Raw genomic sequence first — 26783 nt, forward strand, 5'->3', positions numbered from 1 at the left:
CCTTAAACCGCTTGTTTCTTAAATAATTCTCGAAACACTGGGTAAATATCTTCTACTTGTCGAATATGCTGGACCGCCATATTGTCGTAGCTTTGTTGCAGCGCTTCATATTCACGCCATAAGGTTTGATGCGCCCGATTAGTGATTTCGATATAGCTGAAATAACGCACTAATGGCAGGATTTTATCTTCTAATAAGGTTTTGCAACCTGGCGAGTCATCAGCCCAATTGTCACCATCCGAGGCCTGGGCTGCGTAGATGTTCCACTCATGAGCTGGGTAGCGTTCTTGCTGCACTTCATACATGAGTTTAAGAGCGCTTGATACTATGGTGCCACCGGTTTCTTGTGAGTAGAAAAACTCATGTTCATCCACTTCTTTGGCTTGGGTGTGGTGGCGGATATAGACCACTTCTAAGTTCTTATAAGTCCGAGTTAAAAATAGGTATAGCAAGATATAAAAGCGCTTAGCCATGTCCTTAGTGGCTTGATCCATTGAGCCTGATACGTCCATTAAACAGAACATCACGGCTTGACTGGTAGGAATTTCGCGTTTGGCAAAGTTATTGAACTTCAAATCGAAAGTATCAATAAATGGCACTTTATCAATGCGTTGTTGCAGTAGAGTGATTTCTTCTTTCAGCGCTAAAATCTTCTCAGCTTGTGAGCCTGGCGTGTTTTCTAAGGCGGCAAGTTGCTCAATGAGTTCATTGAGTTGGCGTTTACGCCCTGAAGTCATAGCAATGCGCCGCGCCTGCGAGCCGCGCAGTGAACGCACTATGTTGATGTTGGCTGGCACGCCGTTATTGGTAAAGCCAGCGCGATAAATCTGATATTCCACTAATTTATTAAGGCGGTTTTTTTGTAAGTTGGGCAGTTCTAAATCTTCAAACAATAACTCCAAGTATTCTTCTTGGGATATTTGAAACACAAACTCATCTTGGCCTTCGCCAGAATCTGAGGCATCACCTTTGCCGCTCCCTTGGCCACCACCGCCTAGGGGACGTTCAATTTTATCGCCACGAATAAATTGGTCATTGCCCGGATGCACGCGATCACGCACGCCACCTTTACCTTGATGAAAACTTGGCTCAGTAATATCGCGGGTCGGAATACTGATTTTTTCGCCTTTATCCACATCGGTGACGCTGCGGCGGGTGACGGCCTCACTGACTGATTTTTTGATTTGGTTTTTATAACGGTCAATAAAACGCTGGCGGTTGACTGTGCTTTTTCCTTTAGCATTTAACCGTCTATCGATGAAATTAGCCATAGCGCACCTCCCATAGGCTGGAGGGGACTAAGCCCCTCCAGTAGGACTAAGATGATTTACGCACTCTGAGATACCACTCAGACAGTAAACGTACTTGTTTCTTGGTGTAGCCTTTCTCCATCATGCGATTGACAAAGTCATCATGCTTACGCTGATCATCGGTCGATGTCTTAGCGTTAAAGGAAATGACAGGCAGTAAATCTTCTGTGTTGGAGAACATTTTCTTCTCAATCACAGTGCGCAACTTCTCATAGCTAGTCCACTGCGGATTATTGCCTTCATGATTCGCCCGTGCACGCAGCACGAAGTTAACGATTTCATTCCGGAAATCCTTAGGATTTGAAATGCCCGCTGGCTTTTCAATTTTCTCCAGTTCAGAGTTAAGCGATGAGCGGTCAAATAATTGGCCTGTTTCTGGGTCGCGATATTCTTGATCTTGGATCCAGAAGTCAGCATAAGTGACATAACGGTCAAAAATGTTCTGGCCATATTCTGAATAAGACTCGAGATACGCGGTTTGAATTTCCTTACCAATAAACTCCACATATTTAGGAATGAGGTAGCCTTTTAAGAACTCCAAGTAACGCTCTGCGGTGTCGCTTGGGAACTGGGCTTGTTCAATCTGGCGTTCAAGTATGTAGAACAAGTGCACAGGGTTGGCGGCAATTTCAATGCTATCAAAGTTAAATACTTTCGATAGAATTTTGAAAGCAAAACGGGTTGATAAGCCCTGCATGCCTTCATCAACGCCGGCATAATCGCGATACTCTTGATAAGATTTAGCTTTCGGGTCGGTATCTTTTAAGCTTTCACCATCATAAACCCGCATTTTTGAAAACAAGGAAGAGTTTTCTGGGGTTTTTAAGCGTGATAGCACAGTAAATTGTGCCAAGGTTTCTAAGGTGCCAGGGGCGCAAGGCGCTTTGACTAACTCAGAATTGACCAGTAATTTTTCATAGATACGAATTTCTTCAGAAACTCGTAAGCAATAAGGTACTTTGACTATGTAGACTCGGTCTAAGAAAGCCTCATTGTTCTTGTTGTTACGAAATGCTGACCACTCAGATTCATTCGAGTGCGCCAAGATGATGCCGCTATAAGGCAGTGCGGATAAACCTTCGGTGCCGTTATAGTTGCCTTCTTGAGTCGCCGTTAATAGGGGATGCAGCACTTTAATCGGCGCCTTAAACATCTCCACAAATTCCATTAAACCTTGGTTAGCGCGGCACAAGGCGCCTGAATAGGCGTAAGCGTCGGCGTCATCTTGGGAGTAATGTTCAAGCTTGCGAATATCGACTTTTCCCACCAAGGCGGAAATGTCTTGGTTGTTTTCATCCCCAGGCTCAGTTTTGGCGATGGCAAGTTGATCCAAAATTGACGGATACACCTTCACCACTTTAAAGCGACTAATATCACCACCAAATTCGTGTAAGCGCTTGACCGCCCATGGCGACATGATGGTTTTTAAGTAGCGTTTTGGTACTTGATATTCGTTGGCTAAAATCGCGCCATCTTCATCAACATCAAATAAACAAAACGGATGGTCATTGACAGGGCTACGCACACCATCAGCACTTAAAATGTACACAGGAACTTTTTGCATCAAAGCTTTGAGCTTTTCGGCTAATGACGATTTACCGCCGCCGACAGGGCCCAGTAGATAGAGAATTTGTTTTGATTCTTCAAGCCCTTGGGCTGAGTGTTTTAGATAAGCAACGATTTGCTCTATGGCTTCTTCCATGCCATAAAAATCTTTAAAGGCAGGGTATCTTGAAATCAGACGGTTAGAAAAAATGCGACTAAGAATGGGATCTTTTGAAGTGTCAATTACTTCAGGATCACCAATGGCCATTAGCAGGCGTTCTGCTGCTGATACATAGGCACTGCGATCGTTTTTACAAATATCTAAAAACTCCTGCAAGCTATACTCTTCGTCGAGCTTCCTTTCGTAGCGTTGTTGGTAGTGCTCAAAAATGCTCATATTGACCCCCTGAAGCGCTGACTTAACAATACGATGATTATCATCCCATCCCTTAGTTAAGAATAGACACTATATTTACACAAAGATCAAAAATATTTAATAAAAACAACGACAAATAGTTGCAAACGCAACAGTTGCAAACGCATTATCGACGCTATCAATAAACGCTAACCATAAAAAAGGAGCTCTAAGAGCTCCTTATTATCAAGGCTGATGATTAGCCTTGCAGATTCTGGTTTACAAAGTTCCAGTTCACTAATTTCCAGAAGTTAGCTAAGTAATCTGGACGCAAGTTACGGTAATCGATGTAATAAGCGTGTTCCCACAAATCAACGGTCATCAGAGGCGTTACACCAGCTTGAGTTAGTGGGGTAGCAGCGTTGCTAGTGTTAACAATGGCTAAACTACCATCAGCATTCTTAACTAACCAAGTCCAAGAACTACCGAAGTTGTTAACAGCGCTGTCGTTAAACTTAGCTTGGAAATCAGCAAAAGAACCGAACTGCGCTTTGATAGCGTCAGCCACAGCACCTGTTGGTTCGCCGCCAGCGTTAGGGGCTAAACAATGCCAGTAAAAAGTGTGGTTCCATACTTGAGCGGCGTTGTTAAATACACCAGCAGTAGAAGTCTTAACGATTTCTTCTAAAGATTTGTCAGCAAAATCAGTCCCTTCAATCAAACCATTCAGTTTGACTACATAGGTATTGTGATGCTTGCCATAGTGATATTCTAAGGTTTCTTTAGAAATGTGTGGCTCAAGTGCATCCATAGCGTAAGGTAAAGCGGGTAAGGTAAAAGCCATGCGATTCTCTCCGTGGATTGTATTGGTCATTATCTTGACCGTGCTGATGTCTCTATTGTACTGATTAATTGTGTGAAGTGAATCATCAATTTACCGATTGGCTAGATAGTCATCATCGAAATAAGCCATTAAGTAAAAGACTTACAATCTGTGGGATTTTGTTCTTGGATGGCTTAGCGTACAATATTGGATAAGTTCAGCATGTATTAACTTAGGAACAAGCATGGAAACCGTAGAAAAGATTAAGCAACAAATTGCCGAAAACCCAATCATTGTTTACATGAAAGGGTCACCTAAATTGCCAAGCTGTGGTTTTTCATCTCAGGTTGCACAGTTAATGATCAATATGGGTGAGCAGTTTGCTTATGTTGATATTTTACAGCATCCAGATATCCGCGCCGAATTACCAAAATATGCAAATTGGCCAACCTTCCCACAACTGTGGGTTGAAGGTGAATTAATCGGTGGCTGTGATATTTTGACTGAAATGTACCAAAAAGGTGAGCTGCAGACGTTAGTTAAAGACGTTGCCGCCAAGTACAAAAACGATGAGCCAGAAGCTTAATTGATAATAAAAAAGCCCGCGATTGCATAATGCCGATCAGTTAAGACAGATCGCTTGACGATCTCACTGAAAGGATCAACATCCGATGACCCCATGTCATCGGATTTTTTTATGCAACTTTCAGACGCTTTGGCGCGTACTCATATCAATCGCCATACCGAATTCACCTGTCTGGCCGATGTGCTTGAGCCAGATTTAATTCAGTCGTGCCTTGATTCACATGGTGTTGCCAGTTTACGGCGACGTAAGTTACTTATGGATGCCATGATTTGGGCGGTGATTGGTATGGCTCTGTTCAGAGGCGAGTCCGTCCGCTCTCTCATCAATAAGCTTGCTATCGTCTTACCTCAAGAGGTGGATTACGTGGCTCGCAGTGCTGTCACGCAAGCGCGCAAGCGGCTGGGCTCTAACGTTGTTCAGGATGTGTTTAAGCGAAGTGCCAAAACCTGGCATGAGAGAGCAGAGCATCCTCATTGGTGTGGACTCAACCTCTACGGTGTCGATGGTGTCGTGTGGCGAACACCTGATAGTGAGCAAAACAACCAGGCCTTTGCCAAAACCGCCAATGCTGCAGGTGATGCTGCCTATCCTCAAATTCGTATGGTTTGCATGATGGAATTAAGCAGCCACTTGGTATTGAACAGCGCCTTTGATTCTGTTGCTGTCAGTGAAATGAATTTAGCCGCCGAACTGATATCCAGCATACCCAATAACAGCCTGACTCTGTTTGACAGAGGCTTCTATTCCTTGGGGCTTTTGTACGCCTGGCAACAGGCTCAACCTAACAGCCACTGGCTGCTGCCGTTGAAGAAAGGCACACAATATGAAGTGGTACGCTCTTTAGGAAAACACGACCAACTGGTGCAGTTAACCACCACAGCTCAAGCCAGAAAGAAGTGGCCTATTGCCTGACAATATTGAAGCTCGCTTACTGACGAAGACGGTAAAAGGTAAGTTGGTTTCCATTTTGACCTGATTAACTGACCCATTGCGTTATCCGTGGGCCGAAATAGCGGATTTATATGCCCATCGATGGGAGATAGCAGTGGGCTATCGGGAGATGAAGCAGCATCTGCTGGAGAGTCGCTTTACGTTACTCAGCCAATTTCCAAAGCTGGTTATCCAAGAATTGTGGGGGGTACTGTTGGCCTATAACCTCATCAGATACAAGATGGTGTTGATGGCTAAAAGCTTACCGTCGTTACATCCGAACCAATTAAGCTTTAGAGATGCGTCGAGTTATATCATTTTAAAATTAACTCAGCTGCCATCTCAAACGCCAGGGAATGTTCCGAGAGATGTCTTGGACATAGTGCGTAATGCGAGGCAGTTCAAGCTCGATGGGAAACGGGATAGAGCCTATCCACGTGCGTTAAAAATGAGTAAAAACAAGTATCCCATTAAGCCTAAGAAAAATGCCGCTCACACTAAGTGAACGGCATTACGCGATTGCGGGCTTTTTTGATGCACTAATCGCCAATGTAGTAGGGTTAGTTGCAGATTTTATAATACGTTAGTTTTACTGCGCTTTGCTCTCCACAGTAAAGTGCGCTGGCAGTAATAGATTCATTAAGATAGCTACAATACCGCACAAACTAATGCCGCTCAGGCTAAACTCGCCAATACCAAATGCCATACCGCCAATACCAAAGACTAAGGTCACGCCAACAATACATAAGTTGCGCGGAATATTAAGATCAACTTGATTTTTAATTAACGAGTTAAGCCCTACGGTCGCAATCGAGCCAAATAATAAGCACATAATACCGCCCATCACAGGCACTGGAATAGTTTGCATCATGGCGCCTAACTTACCCACAAACGCTAACACTATGGCGGTAATTGCAGTCCAAGTCATCACTACAGGGTTAAAGTTACGGGTCAGACTAATAGCACCGGTGACTTCTGAATATGTGGTGTTGGGTGGTCCGCCAAAACTTGCCGCCGCAATTGTCGCGATACCATCGCCCATTAAGGTGCGATGTAACCCTGGCTTTTTCATGTAATCTTTTTGTGCCACGTTGGAGATAGCTAAGATATCACCTATGTGCTCAACCGCTGGGGCAATGGCCACAGGGATCATAAACATGATGGCTTGCCAGTGAAATTCTGGGGCTACGAAGTGGGGGATAGCAAACCATGGCGCAGCAACGACGGCACTGAAATCGACAATGCCGAAATATAAGCTCAGTAAGTAGCCTACGGTAATGCCAGATAAAATAGGCATTAATTTCAGTATGCCTTTGGCAAATACCGCCACCAAAATAGTGGTGAGTAGTGAGGCGATAGAGATAAATAAGGCTAAGTCTTGTTGCACTAACACACTTGAGCCATCACCAGTTTTACCTAAAGCCATATTGACGGCCGTAGGCGCTAAGCCTAAACCAATCACAATGATGACTGGGCCTACAACTACAGGTGGTAATAGTCTATGGATAAAAGTGACGCCATTGATTTTAACGGCAGCGCCTAGAAGCACATACATGCAGCCTGCGGCCATTAAGCCGCCCATGGTGGCAGGTATACCCCAAGTTTGTACGCCATAAAGAATGGGCGCAATAAAAGCAAACGAGGAAGCGAGGAAGATAGGTACTTGGCGTTTGGTCACTAACTGGAACAACAAGGTGCCAAATCCAGCGGTGAACAGCGCCACGCTAGTATCAAGCCCGGTGATCAGTGGCATTAGCACGAGCGCACCAAATGCCACAAACAGCATTTGTGCCCCTTGTAATGGGAGAGTGTACTTACTCATAAACGGTCTCATTATTGTGATTCATTATTGAAGGGAACATTAATATTTGAGCAATATTGAATCGAATAGGGATCTTTTATACTGAGGAGGGCGCTCCACAACACAATCAATGCGATTCGATGCTTGTATGCATGAAGGCTTAGCTAAGCTACGTGCAAAACCCACAGATTTTATCATGAAAATTAATGATTAAATTTTGATTAATTTGGGGTTTATCACACTAATGCTAATGAAAGCGTTATTCGAGAACTTCAAATTATCCAAGGGGATAGGATCGCGAACTTAAGTTTCTGTGGTACACTTTGGCCATTATATTGTCATTGGGATTATTGCGGATAAATGCGTAAATTATTTATTCTGTTCATGGTTTTGAACACTTATATGTGGTCAAACTTTGCTAATGCGGTGGTAGTTCAACAACTTAATCAGGCTGTTGTCCCTGTCACGGATAGAAGTGCGGATGCCCGCAAAGTGGCCTTGGCGGATGCACTTAAACAAGTCATTATCAAAAATACTGGTAATCCTAATGCATTAACTAACCCGCTTGTTCAGGCGCAAATTAACGATCCCGATGCGATATTGCGCCAATTTGGTTACCTGCAAATTGAAGGTCAATTAGCTGTGACGGCAAGCTTTGATGAACGCAGATTAATATCGTTATTGCGCGAAGCTAATGTGCCGATATGGGGTAAGCAACGCCCGCTCATTTTAATGTGGCTGGCCAATGATGATCAACAAGCGACACAGGACCCGCGCCAACTGGTGGGCGATGAAAGTAGCTTAACCATACGCAAAGATTTTAAGCAGCAAGGCCAAGATGCTGGCGTGCCATTATTATTCCCAGTGCTTGATTTAGACGACATGATGTTAGTGAGTGTGACCGATGTGGCGGGTGGTTTGACTGGCAATATCGCGCAAGCATCACTGCGCTATGGCGCCGATTACTTTGCTATTACTTCAGTGTTGGCTGATGCTACGGGTTGGAAATATCGTCTTGCTTTATATAAGCAGCCAAGCGCCGATGAAACTCAAGGTGCCATAGTGCCTTTACTGTCTGATAGTGGTAGTGCCGTCACCGAGCTTCAAGCCAGTCAAGCCATCATAAGTAAAATCAGTCAGTTCTTAGTTCAACGTTATGCGGTTGCAGATAATGGCGAGGGCACTCGTTTGCAATTGCAGGTGGGCGGCTTATCTAACTTGGAAGATATGCATAAACTGCAAACCTATCTGCAGCAACTGAGTGTGGTTAAACAAATTACCTTAAGTGAGCTCAAGCCTTCAGCGGCGATTTATCAGATAAGCTTATTCTCTAATGAGCAAGATTTTCAGCGCTTATTGGCGTTAGAGGCTCACTTGTCACCTGTGAGCCCATTTAAAACCACAAACTCGCCAGCCAGTGTTAGTGCTCAAGTTGATATGAATGTGGCAGGGGATGTGACTGCTGCAGAGACTAATACTCAGACCGATGTAAATACGGGAGTAAGTATGACGCCATTAACCGGTGCCACTGTTACCCCTGTGCCAAATCCGGTAGCAGTGCCTAACGAAGCGCTAACGACCTTGTACTATTTGTGGCAATAATCACCGCTTGACGTCAAAATCGACGTCAAACTAGGTGAAATTGATATTTTATCCGGCGTACGTGGTAAACTGTACGCCTTATAACGGCTCGGTGATTGAGAATTTTTGATTGACACAAAACTCACCTATACAGTTATCTTTACCGGTACATTTGCCGGATGATGAAACATTCAACAGTTATTATCCTGCCACCGGCAACGATGAACTGATCCAAACCCTGCAAATATCTGCGGCCGGGGAAGGCGCTCACATCATTTATTTATGGGGGCCCATCAAATCTGGTCGTACCCATTTGTTGCATGCAGCTTGCGCTTACGCCAATGATAAAGACAGGCGTAGCTTTTATTTACCTATGGGAATTCATGCCAGTATCTCTCCTGCCTTGCTTGAAGGTTTAGAGCAGCTGGATTTGATTTGTATCGATGATGTTGATGCTATTGCTGGCCACCCATTATGGGAAGAGGCTTTGTTCGATTTATATAATCGTGTCACTGAACATGGTCGTTGCTCCTTAATAGTGAGCGCCGCTAAGCCCATTAGTGACATAGGTATTTTACTGCCAGATTTGTTATCGCGGATGCAGTGGGGCATTAACTATCAATTGCAACCAATGGCCGATGATGAAAAGTTAGCGGCACTGCAGCGCCGTAGCGCTATGCGTGGTTTACATTTACCTGATGATGTTGGTCGTTTTTTGTTAAATAGAATGGCGCGCGACTTACGCACCTTGTTTGATGTGCTTGATAAGTTAGATAAAGCCTCAATGATCCATCAGCGTAAATTAACTATCCCATTCGTGAAAGAAACGCTTCGCCTCTAATCTATGCCATCTGATCAATAAAAAGCACAGCCTAGGCTGTAATGCCGATCAGTTAAGACAGATTGCTTGACGATCTCACTGAAAGGATCAAAATCCGATGACCCCATGTCATCGGATTTTTTTATGCAACTTTCAGACGCTTTGGCGCGTACCCATATCAATCGCCATACCGAATTCACCTGTCTGGCCTATGTGCTTGAGCCAGATTTAATTCAGTCGTGCCTTGATTCTCATGGTGTTGCCAGTTTACGGCGACGTAAGTTACCTATGGATGCCATGATTTGGGCGGTGATTGGTATGGCTCTGTTCAGAGGCGAGTCCGTCCGCTCTCTCATCAATAAGCTTGCTATCGTCTTACCTCAAGAGGTGGATTACGTGGCTCGCAGTGCTGTCACGCAAGCGCGCAAGCGGCTAGGCTCTGACGTTGTTCAGGATGTGTTTAAGCGAAGTGCCAAAACCTGGCATGAGAGAGCCGAGCATCCTCATTGGTGTGGACTCAACCTCTACGGTGTCGTGTGGCGAACACCTGATAGTGAGCAAAACAACCAGGCCTTTGCCAAAACCGCCAACGCTGCTGGTGATGCTGGCTATCCTCAAATTCGTATGGTTTGCATGATGGAATTAAGCAGCCACTTGGTATTGAACAGCGCCTTTGACTCTGTTTGACAGAGGCTTCTATTCCTTGGGGCTTTTGCACGCCTGGCAACAGGCTCAACCTAACAGCCACTGGCTGCTGCTGTTGAAGAAAGGCACACAATATGAAGTGGTACGCTCTTTAGGAAAACACGACCAACTGGTGCAGTTAACCACCACACCTCAAGCCAGAAAGAAATGGCCTATTGCCTGACAATATTGAAGCTCGCTTACTGACGAAGACGGTAAAAGGTAAGTTGGTTTCCATTTTGACCTGATTAACTGACCCCTTACGTTATCCGGGGGCCGAGATAGTGGATTCATATACCCATCGATGTGGGCTCTCGGGAGATGAAGCAACATCTGCTGGAGAGTCGCTTTACGTTACGCAGCCAATTTCCAAACTGGTTATCCAAGAATTGTGGGGGGTACTGTTGGCCTATAACCTCATCAGATACAAGATGGTGTTGATGGCTAAAAGCTTACCGTCGTTACATCCGAACCAATTAAGCTTTAGAGATGCGTCGAGTTATATCATTTTAAAATTAACTCAGCTGCCATCTCAAACGCCAGGGAATGTCCCGAGAGATGTCTTGGACATAGTGCGTAATGCAAGGCAGTTCAAGCTCGATGGCAAACGGGATAGGGCCTATCCACGTGCGTTAAAAATGAGTAAAAACAAGTATCCCATTAAGCCTAAGAAAAATGCCGCTCACACTAAGTGAACGGCATTACAGCCTAGGCTGTGCTTTTTGATTTAATCAATTCATCCAGCAATACCAGTTTTACTCTCTAGCGTTAGTAGTTAGCGGCTTTGATATGCAGTCCTTGGTGGCGACCATGGACATTTACTTCCGGTAAGCGCAGTGGCGATGCTGATGATGCCATGTTGCGATTACTTGGCGCTATGGTATTTGGTGAGATGGTATCTGGCGAAATGGCAACATTCGCGGCCCAGCTGCGACCTGGCGTCATTAATATTGGCTCAGGTAAACTACTGATTAATTTGTCACCAGTTTGTTCTGGCAGCATTGCATCAATCACAAAAGCGGCGCGGCTTGCTAAGCTATTATCGCCAATCCGACCTCTTTGGCCCCAATCCACCACAATACTGTCTGCGGTTAAACTGGCCGGTTTGTCTGTTACGGCCACATCCCTTAGTACGCCAAGGCGATAACTCATCATCGCCTCTTCAAATAACATGGCTGCATCTTCGCGTATGGTTGAATAATTGTAAAAATCATTGGCAACATCTTGATTGAAAAACCCGCTGATATCTGCCGGTAAATATTGCTTTTGCGCCGCGCTAACGCTGGCGCCTCTAAATCTTACTTGAGCTAAGCCTTGCATCGCATCACTTTGCAGTGGGTAGGCTTGGGTCAACACACTACTGACTAAAGTGCCTGCGTCGTTGCGGGCATTATAAGCATCAATAAAGGTATCTCCAACCAACTGCTGATGCACGCTGCGCGGGAAAAAATCATTGGCATGAGCCAGTTCATGGTAAAGCAGCGAGGCAAAATCCGCTTCAATATCCGCTAAACTTCGCGATTCTCGAACATTGATAGGGATATTACTGCTAGCGTATTGGTTGTTTTTAACGTAACGCCATGGCATATAAAACTGCAGTTCATCGCCAAAACCTGAACGATAATCTGGCGCTTCGTTGATAGTATCGCGCTGACTTGGCGTTAACCATAAATCACTGGGGTCGAGATAAATCGCGCCTGTGACTACCCAGTAAAAAGATGGCCTAACATCATAACTTATGACGATGGCACTGACCGATTGTAGTAGATTTACAAAATCGCTATTAGGGTCCATTTGTCTAAGAAATAAGGCAAAATTATCCCCCATCCAAGGGTGTGACACTAATACCCGCTCTAAAATGGCGTCAATATTGTTGGCATTTGATGTTTGGCCAATTAACGGCAAGCGCGCCATCGTGCAAGTGTTCACTAAACTATTGGAGTAAATGCAGCTTTCTAGCGCTTTTTGATAATTAGAGGCGCGATAAGCATGCACTCTGGCGACGGGTTCATCAAAATAACTGGAGCTGATGGCAGGCTCTTGGGTAATTAAGGCATAAGCTAGGTCGGTATGCACTTGACCATTGACGCTCGCTTGTACTTTTAGCACGCTTAAGGTATCAGCATTAACCTGTGGTGCAGTAAACAAGGGGCGAAGAGGCTGCGACACATCAAGCCCTAGATCTGGGCCACTTTGAATACACCAACTGACTTGGGTTGGCGTTGCTGCGCCATCTAAACGAAAACTGACATTATTCCCTTCAACTACTTGATGATCTAACCGCGCTAATAATGCGGGCGCTTCATCAATAATCTCTATGGTGACTTGCTCAATGCTGGTATTGGCGTCTGGTAATTCAATGCTCACTTCAAACTGATAACTGCCTGCTTGTGTGGCTTCAAAGGCTAATACTGGGCTAGTGGGGCTTAATAGGGTTAAGGCTGGGCCTGTAATTTGGCGCCATTGGTAACGCCATTGTTGACTATGGTTTTTGGATTGAATGATAAGGCTATGATTTTGATTGCGATAATAATTAGCTTCTGTGAGTAAGCGATATTGGCTGCGATCGATTGCTGTCATGAGCGATAAGGGCGCCTCACAGCGAGTCAGATTATCGATAGGAGGCTGTGGCGGAACAGGTTCGGCAGAATCCGAGCCACAGGCTGAAACTAACAAACTGGTCAAGAGAGCAAGATAAATATTAGGGTTCTTATCCATAAAGCCTCGTTAACGATAATCGTTTTTTTTGTTATGAAACGACTATAACACGGCTTGTTTATCTTAAAAACTACTCAGTTGAAAAGGTTGGCAACGCTACCGAGTGCAATTGCCAACCCCATTTAGGCTTAATGTTTTTTTAATCCTAAGCCAAGTTCTCGACCCTTTAGGCGCGCAAACAACGAAAAAGTGATTAAACAAAACATGAGTAAGGCACTTTCTATGCTGGCAAATATTCTAAGTTCTGGGCTTACCCACCATAAGGTTAAGCTGTGCAGTAGGTATAAGCACAAGATAAATCCTGCCCAAGCGAAAGTATAAGGTCGCCCTTCAATGATCCCTTTCATGGGGAGCAAAATTGGCAGCAAACCCAAAAGACTAAACCAAGGTGAATATCCATTGCCCGCAAAAGCGGCGCTAATAAAATAGTAGCTAAGTAGTATTATCAGGCCGACATAGCCAATGCGGCTTGCCAGTAATAACCCTTGGGTCGACATAAAACCTCCATTTAAAACATGCGACTAGCGAGTGCCAATGATGAACTGCAGCCAACTTATGCTAACAAGTTAAGTAATTGCTCTGGCGGACGGGCGATAATAGCGCGATCGTTGACAATAACAATCGGGCGCTCAATCAGCTTGGGATAATCCACCAAGGCTTGACGCAATACGCTCTCATCATTGCTATCAGCCAGGGCTAACTCTTTATATTCAGCTTCTTTGGTGCGCATTAACTGACGCGCACTATCAAATCCTAATAATGACAAGAGCTTAGCTATATCTGCGAGAACGGACGGTTGCTGCAAATACAACACCACCTCAATATCACAATTATGCTGTTCTAGCAGCGCCAGCGCTTCGCGACTTTTTGAACATCTAGGGTTATGATAAATAACAACTTTGCCCATACATACCTCTCCTAATTGGGAAGGCGCAGTCTAGCATTTTGTGATCTATCCCGCTATTTGAATTCATCCTATTTAAATTCATCTAAGGTGCGCTCAAGTTGCTTAAATTGCCGAATTCTGGCGTCAATCCGTGCTTGCTCTAAAGGATCATTGACCGCTGCGCGATAAGCGTAATTTAGCTGATCGATAGCACCTGCATAATCGGCGACTAAACCTAAAGATTCTGCGCGGGTATAAAACTCCATTGCTTTGTTATTTAAGTCTTTATAGGCTTGCGTTAACAACTGCAGCGGCAAGGCATTCTTTCTATCTAGAAAGATCATTTCTTGCAGCAACGGAATGGCTTTAGCGGGTTGCTTGGCTTCAATATAGGCATTGGCTAAGTTAAGAGTCACCACTTGCGAGGTCGGTTTTAAGGCGCGCTCAGCGAGCAACATAGCAATGGTTTGATCAAAAGCTTTGCGCTGCAACAATAAATCCGTTTTGGTATCTAGATAAAAGAGGTTATTGGCATCCTTAGCCAAGAGTCCATCTATGATGGCTTCGGCCTCTTGGTACTTTTTATTACGAAACAGCGCCAAGCTTTTGCCATAAAGCGCGGCTTCTTTTACTTGATAGCTGTTCTTTTTCAATTGGTCGTTAAACATAGTCAGCACAGCATCATCGCTGTAACTTGAAAATCTAACCTGTACCCGCGCGCGCGCCAATTCGTAATTTAGGCTTACAGGTAAGCGCACTGGTGCATATTGAGCAGCGCGGCTACGCGCTTCCGAAATCCGTGACTCAGGTAAGGGGTGGGTTAGCAACATTTGCGGTGGTTTAGTGGTAAAGCGATAGCGAGTGGCTATTTTATTAAAAAAATCGGCTGCAGCTTCAGGGTCAAATCCCGCATCAACCATGACTTGGGTACCAATACGGTCAGCTTCTTTTTCATGTAAGCGAGTAAAGTTAATTGAGCTTTGCTGCGACATGGCTTGCGTGGTCATTAATGCCGCCATACCGGCTTGAGGCGCGGCAATGGCTAATAGAATGCCGCCTAAAATACCAGCCACAGTGGCAGGCGTGGCTTTTTGCTGGGCTTCGATTCCGCGGGCTATATGACGCTGCGTTACGTGAGTGATTTCGTGGGCGAGCACTGAAGCTAACTCACTTTCATTATCAGCATTTAAAAATAGGCCGGTATGAACACCAACATGGCCGCCAAAGAAGGCAAAGGCGTTAATTTCATCATTATTCAATAAGAAGAAATAGAAGGGCGTTTTAACGCCTGTGGCATTGGCCACTAAACGATTGCCAAGTTCAGTCAGATACTGACTCAATACCGGATCGTTAATCACAGGAGCCGAACCGCGGATAATCCGCATGTAAGTGTCACCGTAAAGTTGTTCTTTTTCTAAACTGAAGGTATTAATCGCCGCAGTGCCGAGTTCTGGCAAATTTTGGCTGTCGGAAGTTAATGTCTGATTCGCCGATGCGACGGCAAAATTGGACAAAGCCAAGGTCAGACTTAAGACTGAGGCGATACAGGTTACCCTTAGGTGATATGGCAGTGACTTAGGCAAGATGATCCTTATTTTTCTGTGATTTATCTTCTGCGCTAGCGGTGCAAGTCTTGTGCATCCGAGGGCAAGTTAGCATAATAGTCTGCACTTATAGAAGGCAAGCGGATTATGGAATTTATTGACTTAACTGACCACCGTTGTCCATACCCGTTAGTGACAGTAAAAATGGCACTAAAACAGATGTCTGTGGGAATGCAGTTGCACGTGTTGTTATCAGACAAGCAATCTTGCAAGGATGTTCCCGCTTATATAAAAAAACAGGGCCATACAGTGAGTACAGCCCCTACAAAGTTGGGATTTTTGGCGGTTTGGATCACCAAAGCCTGATTTATTCTCACTCTTTACTCAAAAGTTTTGATGGAAGTAACAATGCTGAGTTTTGTCAATAATTGGTATAAAGATCGTTTCAGTGACCCGCAAGCTGTCACTCTGGTATTTATATTAGTGGTGCTGGCTTCATTTATTTATTTCGGTGGCGGCTTACTGGCACCTATTTTGGTGGCATTAGTACTGGCGTTTTTGCTGGAATGGCCGGTTGCACAAATGAGTCGGCTTGGAATTAACCGCGTGGCTGGGGCTTCATTAGTCTTAGTGTTATTTATTGGACTGATGGTGTTACTCACCTTAGGTTTGCTCCCAAGCTTATGGCGCCAAGGCGGCGCATTACTGACTGAATTACCGCGCATGGTCGATAAAGGCTTGTTACTTGCTGAATCGCTTGCGACTCAATACCCACAATACATGTCATCCGAGCAACTAAGTAGCATGATTGACTCAGTCAGGGCCTTACTTGATACTCAGCATTTGCTTGATTTTGGTAAGCATTTATTAGGTTATTCGGCCTCGTTATTGGTGTGGATGGTGTACGCGATTTTAGTGCCGTTATTAGTGTTTTTCTTTTTAAAAGATAAACAAGAATTAATTAATGGCGCCAAGCGTTTCTTCCCGAATAATCGTGAATTAGCGGGTCAAGTCTGGTCGGAAATGCATCAGCAAATCTTCAATTACATTCGCGGTAAAGTGATTGAAATTGTGATTGTTGGTATCGCCAGTTACATCTTTTTTGCGGTCATGGATTTACGTTACGCGGCGCTGCTTGGAGTATTAACCGGTTTATCTGTGTTAATTCCTTATGTAGGCGCCACCTTAGTGACCTTACCGATTGCGCTAGTGGCCTTTTTTCAGTGGGGATTTAGCGCTGAATTTGGTTATTTAATGTTAGGGTACGGCATTATTCAAGCCATAGATGGTAACGTGTTGGTGCCCGTATTATTCTCTGATGCCGTGGACTTACACCCGGTCATGATTATTGCCGCGGTATTAGTGTTTGGCGGTCTGTGGGGCTTTTGGGGGGTGTTTTTTGCAATTCCGTTAGCATCACTCATTAAAGCGGTAATCAATGCTTGGCCTAAATCAAGCGTGAACACTAAGGCCATTGCGCCCTCAGCTGAACCGAAATAACCGCACTAAGAGTAATATAATAAAACAAAGGCGCCGATGGGCGCCTTTACTTTATGCTCACCATAAAGGTAACTTAGGCGTCGAATTCGCAGGTATTGAATTGGCGAACACTCATGCTCAATTCTCGAATGCATGACCCAGACTCCATTCATTGCTCTATATGAGTACAATGTAATAGCGATATAGTGCTTTATATTTTAATGTGACTGACATAGCGTTTTATATAAATGATCGGGTTAATCTGGCAATAACAATGCCTCATTGCACTCTGTTATTGTGCGCTGCTATATAAGGGGGGAGGCTGAATGTCTCGAGAAAATGGCAAGCTTATTCCATCAGGGCGGGATCATACTTTGTTAACAGTAGGGAACTTCTTCGTATCTGCATGATCTGATTGGGCATATTATTCTATTGAGCCTAATCCATGACCTTATTTGAACACTTAAAACTCATCGAAGACCCTCGCTCCCACATCAACCTACACCATGATTTAGTTGATATTATTTTTCTCGTTTTAGCCGCTATCGCTTCAGGTTGGGCTGGCAAGCTATCGAAGAATTCGGCCAAGAGAACCTATCTTGGCTGCGTAAACATCGAGATTTTGATAACGGAATTCCTACTCGGCATTCCATTGCTCGGATCATTACAGTGATCGATACCGAAATACTGGTTATGACACTCTTTAGTTGGGCACATCGCTTAAGAGAAGCCTCATCCAAGCCATTGATTGCTATTGCCGGCAAAACCTTGCGTGGGGCGGTTAATCAACATGGCGCTAACAATGCGCTTCACTTGGTTTCAGCCTTTGATACCGAACAAGGAATTGTGCTGTATCAGCAAGATACACAGACTAAAGGCAATGAAATCGCAACGGTTCAGGCGTTGTTGCACATGTTAGACATTAAAGATGCAGTTGTAACCTTTGATGCACTTCACTGCCAGCGGGAAACGCTTCAACAAATCATCAAAGCTAAAGGCGACTATGTTGTTCCGGTAAAAGGCAACCAACCTCTACTTAGGCAGGCCATAGAGGTGGAGTTCCAACCTCACTGGGATAACGACGGCGTCGACATATTGAGTATCGAAGAGGATGACAAGGGACATGGCCGTAAGGAGCGTCGCACGACGTTTCAAATTCCAGCAAAGCTGCCGCAGGCGCTCGCGAAAAAGTGGCCGTCAGCAAAGTCGCTCATTGCGGTTGAACGTCAACGAACACATAAAGGTGTTACCACCATAAATACCGATTATTACTTAAGTTCTTTACTTTTGGACATCGAGCTTGCAGCCACAGCGGTGCGTCAGAATTGGCACATCGAGAATCAGCAACATTGGGTTCTTGACGTCAGCTTTAGGGAAGACAGTTCAAGGATTGGTGACCGTGAAAACGCGAAGAAGATGGCGCTATTTCGGCGTATTGTGCTGAACCTTTTAGAACAGCATCCGCTAAAAGCCAGTAAACCAACCAAAATAAGAAAGGCTGCATGGAATGGCGATTTTAGGAGCGAGATTTTCTTTGGTTAAGTGATTTAACAAAGTTTAATCCCGCCCTGGCGAGAGCATGAGTGTTTAGTTTTTGCTTACACCGTTAATCTCAGCCCAAATTACTTGTTATAAATAGTCACTTTTCATTGCTGCCAATCAATGACAATTTCCGTAGGCATGTGAACTCCAATGGATTGATATGCTCAACATGATTAAGCTATTTTGATGTAAAAGCAATGGCTTATGACTGTTTTGGTAGGGTGGCTATCAGTTCGGAGCTAAGGATTTTTATCGGTATATAGCTAGGCTTTGTTAGGGGGAACAAACTCGCGCGAATAAATTAAAGGCACCCATGGGCGCCTTAGTTATTTGTCTGTATTACTTGTCTGCATTAACTATCAGCATTCACTGCCGGCGTTAACAACACTATTAACGCTGCAGTTAATTAAGCTTGTGCTGATAATTGCTGCAATACCACTTGGTGGTGATCTTTGGTTTTGAATTTATCAAAGACATGGCTGACTTTGCCATCTTGGCCAATCAGGAAACTTAATCTATGAATGCCGTCATACACTTTGCCCATGAATTTTTTCTCGCCCCATACGCCAAAGGCCTCAGCGATTTGATGATCTTCATCACTGACTAAATCAAAGCTGAGTTGATATTTTTCGCTGAATTTTAAAAGCTTAGCCACGGGATCTGGGCTAATGCCTATCACGTGTACATGTTGCTGGGTTAATTGCGGTAATACCTCATTGAGTCCACAGGCTTGCACTGTGCAACCTGGTGTCATGGCTTTGGGATAAAAGTACACTAACACTGGGCCGTGACTGAGCTTATCGCTCAAATTAATCGCGGCTCCGTGTTGGTTAGTTAAGGTAAATAGGGGGGCCATATCGCCTGTGGTTAAGGTATTCATCACTTGTCCTTTAATTAGGTTTAGTTGCCTTGCATGCGCTTAATTGTCAGTGTTAGCGACATCTCTTGGGCTAAGAGTTGTAACTGCGACTCTAATTTATCGAGTTCAACTTTTTCAGGAATATTTATAGCTAGCGACACTTTTTGAGTCACATTTCCTGTGTCTGAATCCGAGCATGAACGCAGTGAGGCAATATCAAGGCCACGTTCGGCGAGAAACTCGGTAATACGTTTTATCGAGCCGCGCTCATCTTTACCTTGAAAATTAACTTCAATACGTGAGACATAATTTTGCGGAATATGCTTGCTCGTGCGCTTCATTATGGTCAGTAAATCTAACTGCACACTGAGCTCAGGTAAGCTGGATTCGATTTTAGTAATCGCGCCCCAAGAGCCTGCCATCATCATGATCAGGGTGAACTCATTGCCAAATAATGCCATGCGGCTGTCAATAATGTCACAGTCACAATCGGCAGCAAGCCGTGAGAGTTTGCTGACCAGACCAGGCCTATCAGCACCCATGGCTGTGACGACCAGATAGTTGGTCATGGAATCTCCTCGAATAATTCATCATTTTTGTAAGCAAAACCGAGAATTGAGCGGATTTGCTAAGGGAACTAATGCTACCATAACTTATCCTATTTTATAGCCTTAGCAGTGCTTGTCATTCGCTAAGTGCATTAGTACCATAGCCTTTGCAATTTTCTTGGGGACAAGTCAGATGATTAATGGAAGTATTGTCGCATTAATTACTCCTATGTTGAGTGATGGCACAGTGGATTATGCCAGTCTTGAGCGACTCGTAGCATTTCACATCGAACAAGGAACCGATGCCATAGTGGCTGTTGGTACCACAGGGGAATCAGCGACGTTACCGGCCGATGAACATGTTGCTGTGGTAGCGCAAACCGTTCGTTTTGTGGCGGGTCGTATCCCAGTGATTGCCGGTAATGGCGCCAATGCCACGGCCGAAGCAATTTCGTTGACTAAAGCGTTAGCCTCCACTGGCGTTGATGCCATGCTGGGAGTCACGCCTTATTATAATAAGCCCACTCAAGCAGGGTTAGTGGCGCATTTTAAAGCCATAGCTGCTGTGACTGATATTCCGCAAATTCTGTATAACGTGCCAGGGCGCACTGGCGTAGATTTATTGCCAGCGGCCACGAGCGAGTTAGCTAAAGTGAGCAATATTATTGGCCTTAAAGATGCCACTGGCCAAGTGTCACGTTTGCCACAACTGCGCGAGCTATGTGGCCCTGACTTCTTATTATTCAGTGGCGATGATGCTACCGCTTGTGAGTTCATGTTATTAGGCGGTAATGGCGTAATTTCTGTGACTAATAACGTGGCACCAGCGCAATTTAAAGCTATGTGTGACGCTGCCTTAGCGGGGAATACTGAACTTGCCAACCATTTAGATGCGCCAATGCGCGGTTTATATTCGTCACTCTTTTGTGAAGCTAACCCTATCCCAGTGAAATGGGCTGTTGATCGTATGGGCTTAATTAGTCATGGTCATTTACGTTTACCGCTAACCCAACTTTCTGACAATTTCCACGAGGAAGTTGTTAATGCAATGATAAAAGCCCGAATAGAGGTTCTTTAATGTATAAACCCTTAACCAGTGTGCTGTTGTTAAGTTTGATTAGTGCTTGCTCTAGTCCCTTAGATAGACGTCATGCCAATGGCACTGATGACTATGTCAGTGCGCAAATTGTCCCTATGCTGACTGTGCCTGCGCCGTTAGTTACGCCGCGCTTTAGCCGTGAGTATGACATCCCGGCGCTCAGTGCCAAGGTTGACCCTAACATGGTGGGGCTGGCGTTAGATATTCGCCCGCCATTGCAAATTTTGCCTATGGCAGAAGGTACGCACGTTGAAGAGGGCGCTGACACCATTAAAGTTGTGGTGGAAAGCATAGATAATAATGTTGATTTAAAACAAGAAATCTTTAGCACCCTTAAAGAGTACTTAACACTTAAAAACATAGGTATTGCCGCTGAAGATTTTCAAGCCGGTAAGTTAGATACCGATTGGATTGAAAATAGTGAAGTGCTGGATACCAGTTTTTTTGGTAGCGATAAGATTTATACCTTAAAGCAAAGATACCGTTTTGATGTTGAAGTGCGCTCGCACGGCCGTACCGGTTCATTGGTGATTAGTCTTATTGATCATGAAGAATCTTATGATGGTGATATTAAGCGCATTGAGTTAACGGCAGCTGATAAACAGCGCTACACCATTGATATGCTGAACTCTGCGGTGGCTTATCTAAGCCTTAAGCGTACTGAAGCAGCGCAAGCTAAGCGTGTGGAGCAAAGCCAAGGTATTGAAATTGGTTTAGTGGAAGCTGAGCATGATTACTTCCTAGCTAAGGCCTCTTACGATTTAGTGTGGGAACGCCTGCGGATCATTCTGCCAGAGATGGGCTTAGAAATTGCGGATATGGATCGCTCTAAATCCTTGTTCTTTGTTAACTTTGACAATGAATCAGGTTTCTGGAGTACACTGTGGGGTAATAACAGCCTGCCGCTGAAAAAAGGCAGTTATCGCGTGCAGTTATCAAACGCTGACAATCCGCAAGAAACCGCCATTAAGCTTAGCGATATCTCTGGTGAGCCATTAAGCAACGACATGATGGAACAGATTTATCAAGGCTTCTCTAAGATGATGTCTGAGAAACGCAAAGTCCGTTAATGCGCCTTATATCGCCGTTGATTATTGCGAGATAGGAATGCTTAAGCCTTATTTAAAACGCCCTGATGGGCGTTTTTTTTGGGATTAAAATCCACCACTTAGTTTTAGTGAAGCTTAATTGTAAGGATAAGTAAAACAACTTGATATCAAGGTGTTAACGATTACACTGGCAGCAATTCCAAGTGCAAAACGTTGACGACTGAATTTTTACTCCGTTCTGTAGCGCTGCACTTAACGCAAAAAAACACAGTACAGTGGATGCCCAATGAAAAAAATAATGTCACTTGTGGTAGTTGCAGCAGCGATTGCTGGCGCCTTGTGGTTTAGCCAAGGTCCGGCGCCATCAGAGTCGCCGCCCAAAGGCGCGAAATTAACACCCAATGTGGTGGTGGCTAATGTCACATTTGTAAATGTCCGTGATGAAGTGGAAGCCTTAGGCAATATCGGCGCGAATGAATCAACCACTATCACTTCAAAAATATCAGAAGTGATAGAGCGTATTTATTTTGTCGATGGCGAATATGTCAAGCAAGGCCAACTGTTAGTGCAATTGCGCAGTGCAGAGCAGCAAGCCCAAGTGACTGCCGCCAAAGTTAAACTGAGCGAGCAAACACGGGAATTAGCCCGAATTAGCACCTTAGTGACCAATAAAACTGTGGCGGAATTAGAGCGCGATCGGCTGCAAAGTTTAATGGAAACCGCCAAGGCTGAACTGGATCAAGCCTTATCCGCGCTTAATGAACGTGAAATTCGCGCGCCATTTTCAGGGCGCTTAGGTCTGCGCAATGTTAGCCAAGGTGCCTTGGTATCACCTGCTACCGTCATCACCACCTTAGATGATATCGCTCAGGTGAAACTTGATTTTACCGTGCCAGAGCGCTTCATCCAGCTATTATCCAAAGGCCAAGTGATTGAAGCTACTGCGGTGGCATTTGATAACGAGCTATTTACTGGCAAAGTTACCCTGATTGATAATCGCGTTAATGCCAATACACGCGCGGTGACGGTCAGAGCCATAGTGCCCAATCCCGATGGTAAGTTATTACCCGGCATGCTCATGACGGTTAAATTAATTAAGGATCAGCGCCAAGCCATTATGGTGCCAGAAGGCGCGATTATTCCGCAGCAAGACCGGCATTACGTTTATCTCGTGAACAGCCTAGGCGTGATTGAACAAAGACAAGTGAAGCTGGGCCTGCGTCAACTCGGCACAGTTGAAGTGATGGATGGCTTAGCGCAGGGTGAAGTGTTAGTCACGCGCGGCATACTCAAAGTGCGCCCAGCGATGGCGGTCGAGGTGCAAGCGCAAGAAAGCTTTAGCGCTGTAAAAGGTGACACTAACACGCCTGAAAAACCGAGTGTAAAGGGCGCGGTTAAGATTCATGGGGAGGCTGCGCTATGATGTTGACCGACATTTCAGTCAAGCGCCCGGTATTAGCCTCGGTAATTAGCATCCTTTTGGTGCTCTTTGGTTTGATGGCCTTTGATAGATTACCGCTGCGCGAATACCCAAGTATCGACCCACCGATAGTTTCCATCGAAACCACCTATCGCGGCGCCAGTGCCTCAGTGGTTGAAAGCCGTATTACACAAGTGATTGAAGATAGGGTGAGCGGTATTGAAGGCGTGCGCCATATTAGCTCATCGAGCAGTGATGGCCGCTCGAGCGTGACCTTAGAATTTGATGTTAGCCGAGATATTGAAGCGGCGACCAATGATATTCGCGATAAGATTGCAGGCTCCCTTGAAAGCTTGCCGCAAGAAGCCGATGCCCCTGAAGTGCAAAAAGCCGGCAGTAATGATGACACTATCATGTGGCTTAATTTAGTAGCCGCCAACATGGATACCTTGCAGCTCACGGATTATGCCAATCGCTATTTAGTCGATAGATTGTCTGTGGTTGATGGCATCGCCCGAATTCAGTTAGGTGGCGGCAAAGTGTATGCCATGCGTATTTGGGTCGATAGACAAGCGTTAGCGGCGCGGCAACTGACAATTAGCGATATAGAAAATGCACTTCGCAGTGAAAACGTGGAACTGCCCGCAGGTTCGGTGGAGTCGCAAGACCGTCATTTTAGTGTGCGCTTAGAGCGCGGCTTTCATACTCAACAAGACTTTGCCAATCTGGTGTTAAAGGAAGGCAAAGATGGCTACTTGGTGCGTTTAAGCGATGTGGCACAGGTGGAAATTGGCTCGGAAGAAGAGCGCATAATGTTTCGTGGTAACCGTGAGTCCATGATTGGCCTTGGGGTGTCTAAGCAATCTACCGCCAATACCTTAGATGTTGCCAGACAAATTAATGCCTTAGTGGATGTCATCAATCCAACCTTACCGCCAGGGATGGAGATTAAGCGCTCTTATGACAGTTCGGTGTTTATTGAAGCCTCGATTAACGAGGTCTACAGCACCTTATTTATGGCCATGATCTTAGTGATAGTGGTGATTTATCTGTTCCTTGGTAGCGTGCGCGCCATGCTCATTCCTGCTTTAACTGTGCCAGTCTCCTTGCTGGGCACTTTTATTGTGTTATACGCCTTGGGATACACCATCAACCTTATTACCTTATTGGCCTTGATTTTAGCCATAGGCATGGTGGTGGATGATGCCATTGTGATGCTGGAAAATATTCACCGGCGCATTGAATTAGGTGAAAGCCCGTTAAAGGCCGCTTTTCTTGGTGCCCGAGAGGTGTCATTTGCGATTATTGCCACCACCTTAGTGCTGGTGGCTGTGTTTATGCCTATTACCTTTTTACAAGGAGATATTGGTAAATTATTCAAAGAGTTCGCCGTTACCATGAGCGCGGCGGTGATTTTCTCGAGCCTAGTTGCCTTAACGTTAAGCCCTATGATGGGCTCCAAGATATTAAAGCCCGCATCTCATGACTCCAAGCTGATTAAATCGATTGATAGCCTGATGTCTACCCTTGAAAATAGCTATCGCCAGCTATTGTCGCGCCTATTTAAAGTACCAGTGTTTACGGCAATCATAGTCATAGTGGCGATTGCGGCTAGCGGTTACTTGTTTAAACACCTACCTGGTGAATTTGCGCCTAAAGAAGACAGGGGATCGTTATTTTTAATGGTCAACGGCCCGCAGGGCGCGAGCTTTGAATACATGAAAGAATACATGGATGAGATTGAAGAGCGTTTAATGCCGCTGGTTGATAGCGGCGATATTAAACGCCTGCTCATTCGCGCGCCGCGCGGTTGGGGCGGTAGTGCCGATTTTTCTGGTGGTATGGCGATTATCGTCTTAGAAGATTGGGGGCAACGTAGGCCTGCTAACGCCATTATTGGCGATATTCAAACTCGCCTTGCGGATCTTACTGGGGTGCAAGCTTTTCCTATGATGCGCCAAGCCTTTGGTCGGGGTATGGGTAAACCGGTGCAATTTGTGTTGGGGGGCGGCGATTATCAAGAAATCGCTCGTTGGCGCGATATTTTACTTGAGCACGCTGCTAAAAACCCTGGGTTGGTTGGGCTTGATCATGACTATAAAGAAACCAAACCGCAATTTAGGGTGGTCATTGATAACGAGCGCGCCGCCGCCCTTGGGGTGAGCGTATCCCATATCGGCAGAACCTTAGAATCTATGCTGGGCTCTCGCTTAGTCACGACTTTTATGCGTGATGGCGAAGAGTATGACGTGATAGTCGAAGGGCGCCGTGATTTACAAAATACCGCCACAGATCTCACCAATATTCATGTGCGTTCAAGTCGCACCGATGACTTGATCCCGCTATCTAACTTAGTGAAAGTGACTGAATTTGCGGATGCTTCCGATCTTAAGCGCTATAACCGTATGCGCGCCATTACCTTAGAAGCTAACTTAGCGCCAGATTACAGTCTCGGTGAAGCCTTAACCTTTATGAATGAATTAGCCGCCACTCATTTACCCGCGCAGGCCATTATCAGTTACAAGGGGCAATCTCTTGATTATCAAGAGTCGAGTTCAGCCATGAATTTTGTGTTCATCTTGGCGTTAGCGGTCGTGTTTTTAGTGTTAGCGGCGCAGTTTGAGAGCTTTATTCACCCGTTAGTGATTATGTTAACTGTGCCGTTAGCTACCTTAGGCGCTTTATTAGGGCTGTATTTTTCTGGGCAGACCCTAAACATTTACAGCCAAATCGGCATAGTCATGCTGGTGGGCTTAGCGGCTAAAAACGGTATTTTGATTGTGGAATTTGCCAATCAATTGCGTGATAGGGCAGTGCCTTTTGAAGAAGCCATTTTGCAAGCCTCGATGCAGCGATTAAGACCGATTTTAATGACAGGCATTACTACGGCCGCCGGCGCTGTGCCCTTAGTGTTATCCGCCGGCGCAGGCGCCGAAACTCGCTTTGTGATTGGCGTTGTTGTGCTTGCAGGTATTAGTGTGGCCACAGTGTTTACCTTGTGGGTGGTGCCTGTGGCTTATGCCTTTGTGGGCCAGCATGGCAACTCACCGCAACATGTTGCCCTTAAGTTAGAGGCCGAACTTGCTGACGAAAACGGCGTGGTTGAAAAGTAAATACGCCGTCATCACACTTAATCAGCAATGAATTTTGGCATTTATGATTGTCCCTTGGCCGCTCTATGGGTATGCTCAGGGACAGTTTTTT

The 26783-nt window shown here is 45.2% G+C and carries 19 protein-coding genes and 3 pseudogenes; 12 read left to right on the forward strand and 10 right to left on the reverse strand.

Annotated features, from left to right (window positions below):
• Positions 1 to 2 precede the first annotated feature (2 nt).
• The 3 genes from AC1HDP_RS03085 to sodB all read right to left on the reverse strand — a co-directional run bounded on the left by AC1HDP_RS03085 (position 3) and on the right by sodB (position 4054).
• Entirely contained in the window at positions 3 to 1271 is a 1269-nt protein-coding gene (locus AC1HDP_RS03085) for a YeaH/YhbH family protein (RefSeq protein ID WP_479637631.1), read from the reverse strand.
• A gap of 46 nt (positions 1272 to 1317) precedes the next feature.
• Positions 1318 to 3252 (reverse strand): PrkA family serine protein kinase, encoded by a 1935-nt coding sequence (locus AC1HDP_RS03090; RefSeq protein ID WP_479637632.1) that lies wholly within the window; start codon positions 3250 to 3252, stop codon positions 1318 to 1320.
• A 217-nt stretch (positions 3253 to 3469) separates the two neighbouring features.
• The gene (gene sodB, locus AC1HDP_RS03095) at positions 3470 to 4054 is read right to left on the reverse strand and encodes a superoxide dismutase [Fe] (protein ID WP_479639812.1); all 585 of its coding nucleotides are present in this window, start codon (positions 4052 to 4054) and stop codon (positions 3470 to 3472) included.
• 223 nt (positions 4055 to 4277) lie between these two features.
• Here sodB and AC1HDP_RS03100 point away from each other — a divergent pair, with 223 nt between their 5' ends.
• Together AC1HDP_RS03100 and AC1HDP_RS03105 are read left to right on the forward strand one after the other, a co-directional pair.
• Entirely contained in the window at positions 4278 to 4619 is a 342-nt protein-coding gene (locus tag AC1HDP_RS03100) for a Grx4 family monothiol glutaredoxin (RefSeq protein ID WP_479637633.1), read from the forward strand.
• 111 nt (positions 4620 to 4730) lie between these two features.
• Positions 4731 to 6054: pseudogene (locus AC1HDP_RS03105) on the forward strand (IS4 family transposase).
• Positions 6055 to 6138: 84 nt separating this feature from the next.
• Here the strand turns inward: AC1HDP_RS03105 and AC1HDP_RS03110 are convergent.
• A complete protein-coding gene (locus AC1HDP_RS03110; RefSeq protein ID WP_140932423.1) occupies positions 6139 to 7371 on the reverse strand; it encodes a uracil-xanthine permease family protein in 1233 nt (410 codons plus the stop codon).
• A gap of 339 nt (positions 7372 to 7710) precedes the next feature.
• Between AC1HDP_RS03110 and AC1HDP_RS03115 the strand changes: the two genes are divergently transcribed.
• The 3 genes and pseudogenes from AC1HDP_RS03115 to AC1HDP_RS03125 all read left to right on the forward strand — a co-directional run bounded on the left by AC1HDP_RS03115 (position 7711) and on the right by AC1HDP_RS03125 (position 11130).
• The gene (locus AC1HDP_RS03115) at positions 7711 to 8952 is read left to right on the forward strand and encodes a DUF2066 domain-containing protein (protein ID WP_479637634.1); all 1242 of its coding nucleotides are present in this window, start codon (positions 7711 to 7713) and stop codon (positions 8950 to 8952) included.
• A 109-nt stretch (positions 8953 to 9061) separates the two neighbouring features.
• The gene (gene hda, locus AC1HDP_RS03120) at positions 9062 to 9772 is read left to right on the forward strand and encodes a DnaA inactivator Hda (RefSeq protein WP_140932425.1); all 711 of its coding nucleotides are present in this window, start codon (positions 9062 to 9064) and stop codon (positions 9770 to 9772) included.
• Positions 9773 to 9895: 123 nt separating this feature from the next.
• Positions 9896 to 11130: pseudogene (locus AC1HDP_RS03125) on the forward strand (transposase domain-containing protein).
• Positions 11131 to 11203: 73 nt separating this feature from the next.
• On the opposite strand, the gene AC1HDP_RS03130 reads toward AC1HDP_RS03125, so the two are convergent.
• The 4 genes from AC1HDP_RS03130 to bepA form a co-directional block, all read right to left on the reverse strand.
• Positions 11204 to 13153, reverse strand: coding sequence for a hypothetical protein (locus tag AC1HDP_RS03130; RefSeq protein WP_479637635.1), 1950 nt, complete (start codon positions 13151 to 13153; stop codon positions 11204 to 11206).
• A gap of 128 nt (positions 13154 to 13281) precedes the next feature.
• Positions 13282 to 13650: a DUF2069 domain-containing protein gene (locus AC1HDP_RS03135; RefSeq protein ID WP_479637636.1), complete on the reverse strand. Its 369-nt coding sequence runs from the start codon at positions 13648 to 13650 to the stop codon at positions 13282 to 13284.
• A gap of 56 nt (positions 13651 to 13706) precedes the next feature.
• The gene (gene arsC, locus AC1HDP_RS03140; protein ID WP_479637637.1) at positions 13707 to 14060 is read right to left on the reverse strand and encodes an arsenate reductase (glutaredoxin); all 354 of its coding nucleotides are present in this window, start codon (positions 14058 to 14060) and stop codon (positions 13707 to 13709) included.
• A 68-nt stretch (positions 14061 to 14128) separates the two neighbouring features.
• Complete coding sequence (bepA, locus tag AC1HDP_RS03145; protein WP_479637638.1) at positions 14129 to 15622, reverse strand: beta-barrel assembly-enhancing protease; 1494 nt, start codon at positions 15620 to 15622, stop codon at positions 14129 to 14131.
• Between the two features lie 108 nt (positions 15623 to 15730).
• On the opposite strand from bepA, the gene AC1HDP_RS03150 reads away from it, so the two are divergent.
• The 3 genes and pseudogenes from AC1HDP_RS03150 to AC1HDP_RS03160 all read left to right on the forward strand — a co-directional run bounded on the left by AC1HDP_RS03150 (position 15731) and on the right by AC1HDP_RS03160 (position 18604).
• Positions 15731 to 15949 carry a sulfurtransferase TusA family protein gene (locus AC1HDP_RS03150; RefSeq protein WP_479637639.1) on the forward strand — a complete coding sequence of 73 codons (219 nt, stop codon included), beginning with the start codon at positions 15731 to 15733 and terminating at the stop codon, positions 15947 to 15949.
• 42 nt (positions 15950 to 15991) lie between these two features.
• Positions 15992 to 17083, forward strand: a complete 1092-nt coding sequence (locus AC1HDP_RS03155; protein WP_479637640.1) for an AI-2E family transporter — start codon at positions 15992 to 15994, stop codon at positions 17081 to 17083.
• 424 nt (positions 17084 to 17507) lie between these two features.
• Positions 17508 to 18604, forward strand: a pseudogene (locus tag AC1HDP_RS03160) (ISAs1 family transposase).
• Between the two features lie 406 nt (positions 18605 to 19010).
• Here the strand turns inward: AC1HDP_RS03160 and bcp are convergent.
• Both bcp and AC1HDP_RS03170 read right to left on the reverse strand, forming a co-directional pair.
• Positions 19011 to 19484, reverse strand: coding sequence for a thioredoxin-dependent thiol peroxidase (gene bcp, locus AC1HDP_RS03165; RefSeq protein ID WP_479637641.1), 474 nt, complete (start codon positions 19482 to 19484; stop codon positions 19011 to 19013).
• Positions 19485 to 19504: 20 nt separating this feature from the next.
• Entirely contained in the window at positions 19505 to 20032 is a 528-nt protein-coding gene (locus tag AC1HDP_RS03170; protein ID WP_479637642.1) for a glycine cleavage system transcriptional repressor, read from the reverse strand.
• Between the two features lie 172 nt (positions 20033 to 20204).
• Here AC1HDP_RS03170 and dapA point away from each other — a divergent pair, with 172 nt between their 5' ends.
• The 4 genes from dapA to AC1HDP_RS03190 all read left to right on the forward strand — a co-directional run bounded on the left by dapA (position 20205) and on the right by AC1HDP_RS03190 (position 26692).
• The gene (gene dapA / locus AC1HDP_RS03175) at positions 20205 to 21089 is read left to right on the forward strand and encodes a 4-hydroxy-tetrahydrodipicolinate synthase (protein ID WP_479637643.1); all 885 of its coding nucleotides are present in this window, start codon (positions 20205 to 20207) and stop codon (positions 21087 to 21089) included.
• Positions 21089 to 22180, forward strand: coding sequence for an outer membrane protein assembly factor BamC (gene bamC, locus AC1HDP_RS03180; protein ID WP_479637644.1), 1092 nt, complete (start codon positions 21089 to 21091; stop codon positions 22178 to 22180). The genes dapA and bamC overlap by 1 nt, the downstream gene beginning before the upstream one ends.
• Before the next feature lie 277 nt (positions 22181 to 22457).
• Positions 22458 to 23582 (forward strand): efflux RND transporter periplasmic adaptor subunit, encoded by a 1125-nt coding sequence (locus tag AC1HDP_RS03185; protein ID WP_479639813.1) that lies wholly within the window; start codon positions 22458 to 22460, stop codon positions 23580 to 23582.
• Positions 23579 to 26692: an efflux RND transporter permease subunit gene (locus tag AC1HDP_RS03190; protein ID WP_479637645.1), complete on the forward strand. Its 3114-nt coding sequence runs from the start codon at positions 23579 to 23581 to the stop codon at positions 26690 to 26692. The genes AC1HDP_RS03185 and AC1HDP_RS03190 overlap by 4 nt, the downstream gene beginning before the upstream one ends.
• Positions 26693 to 26783: the final 91 nt, after the last annotated feature.

It is taken from the genome of Shewanella sp. ISS20 (genome assembly GCF_056522965.1).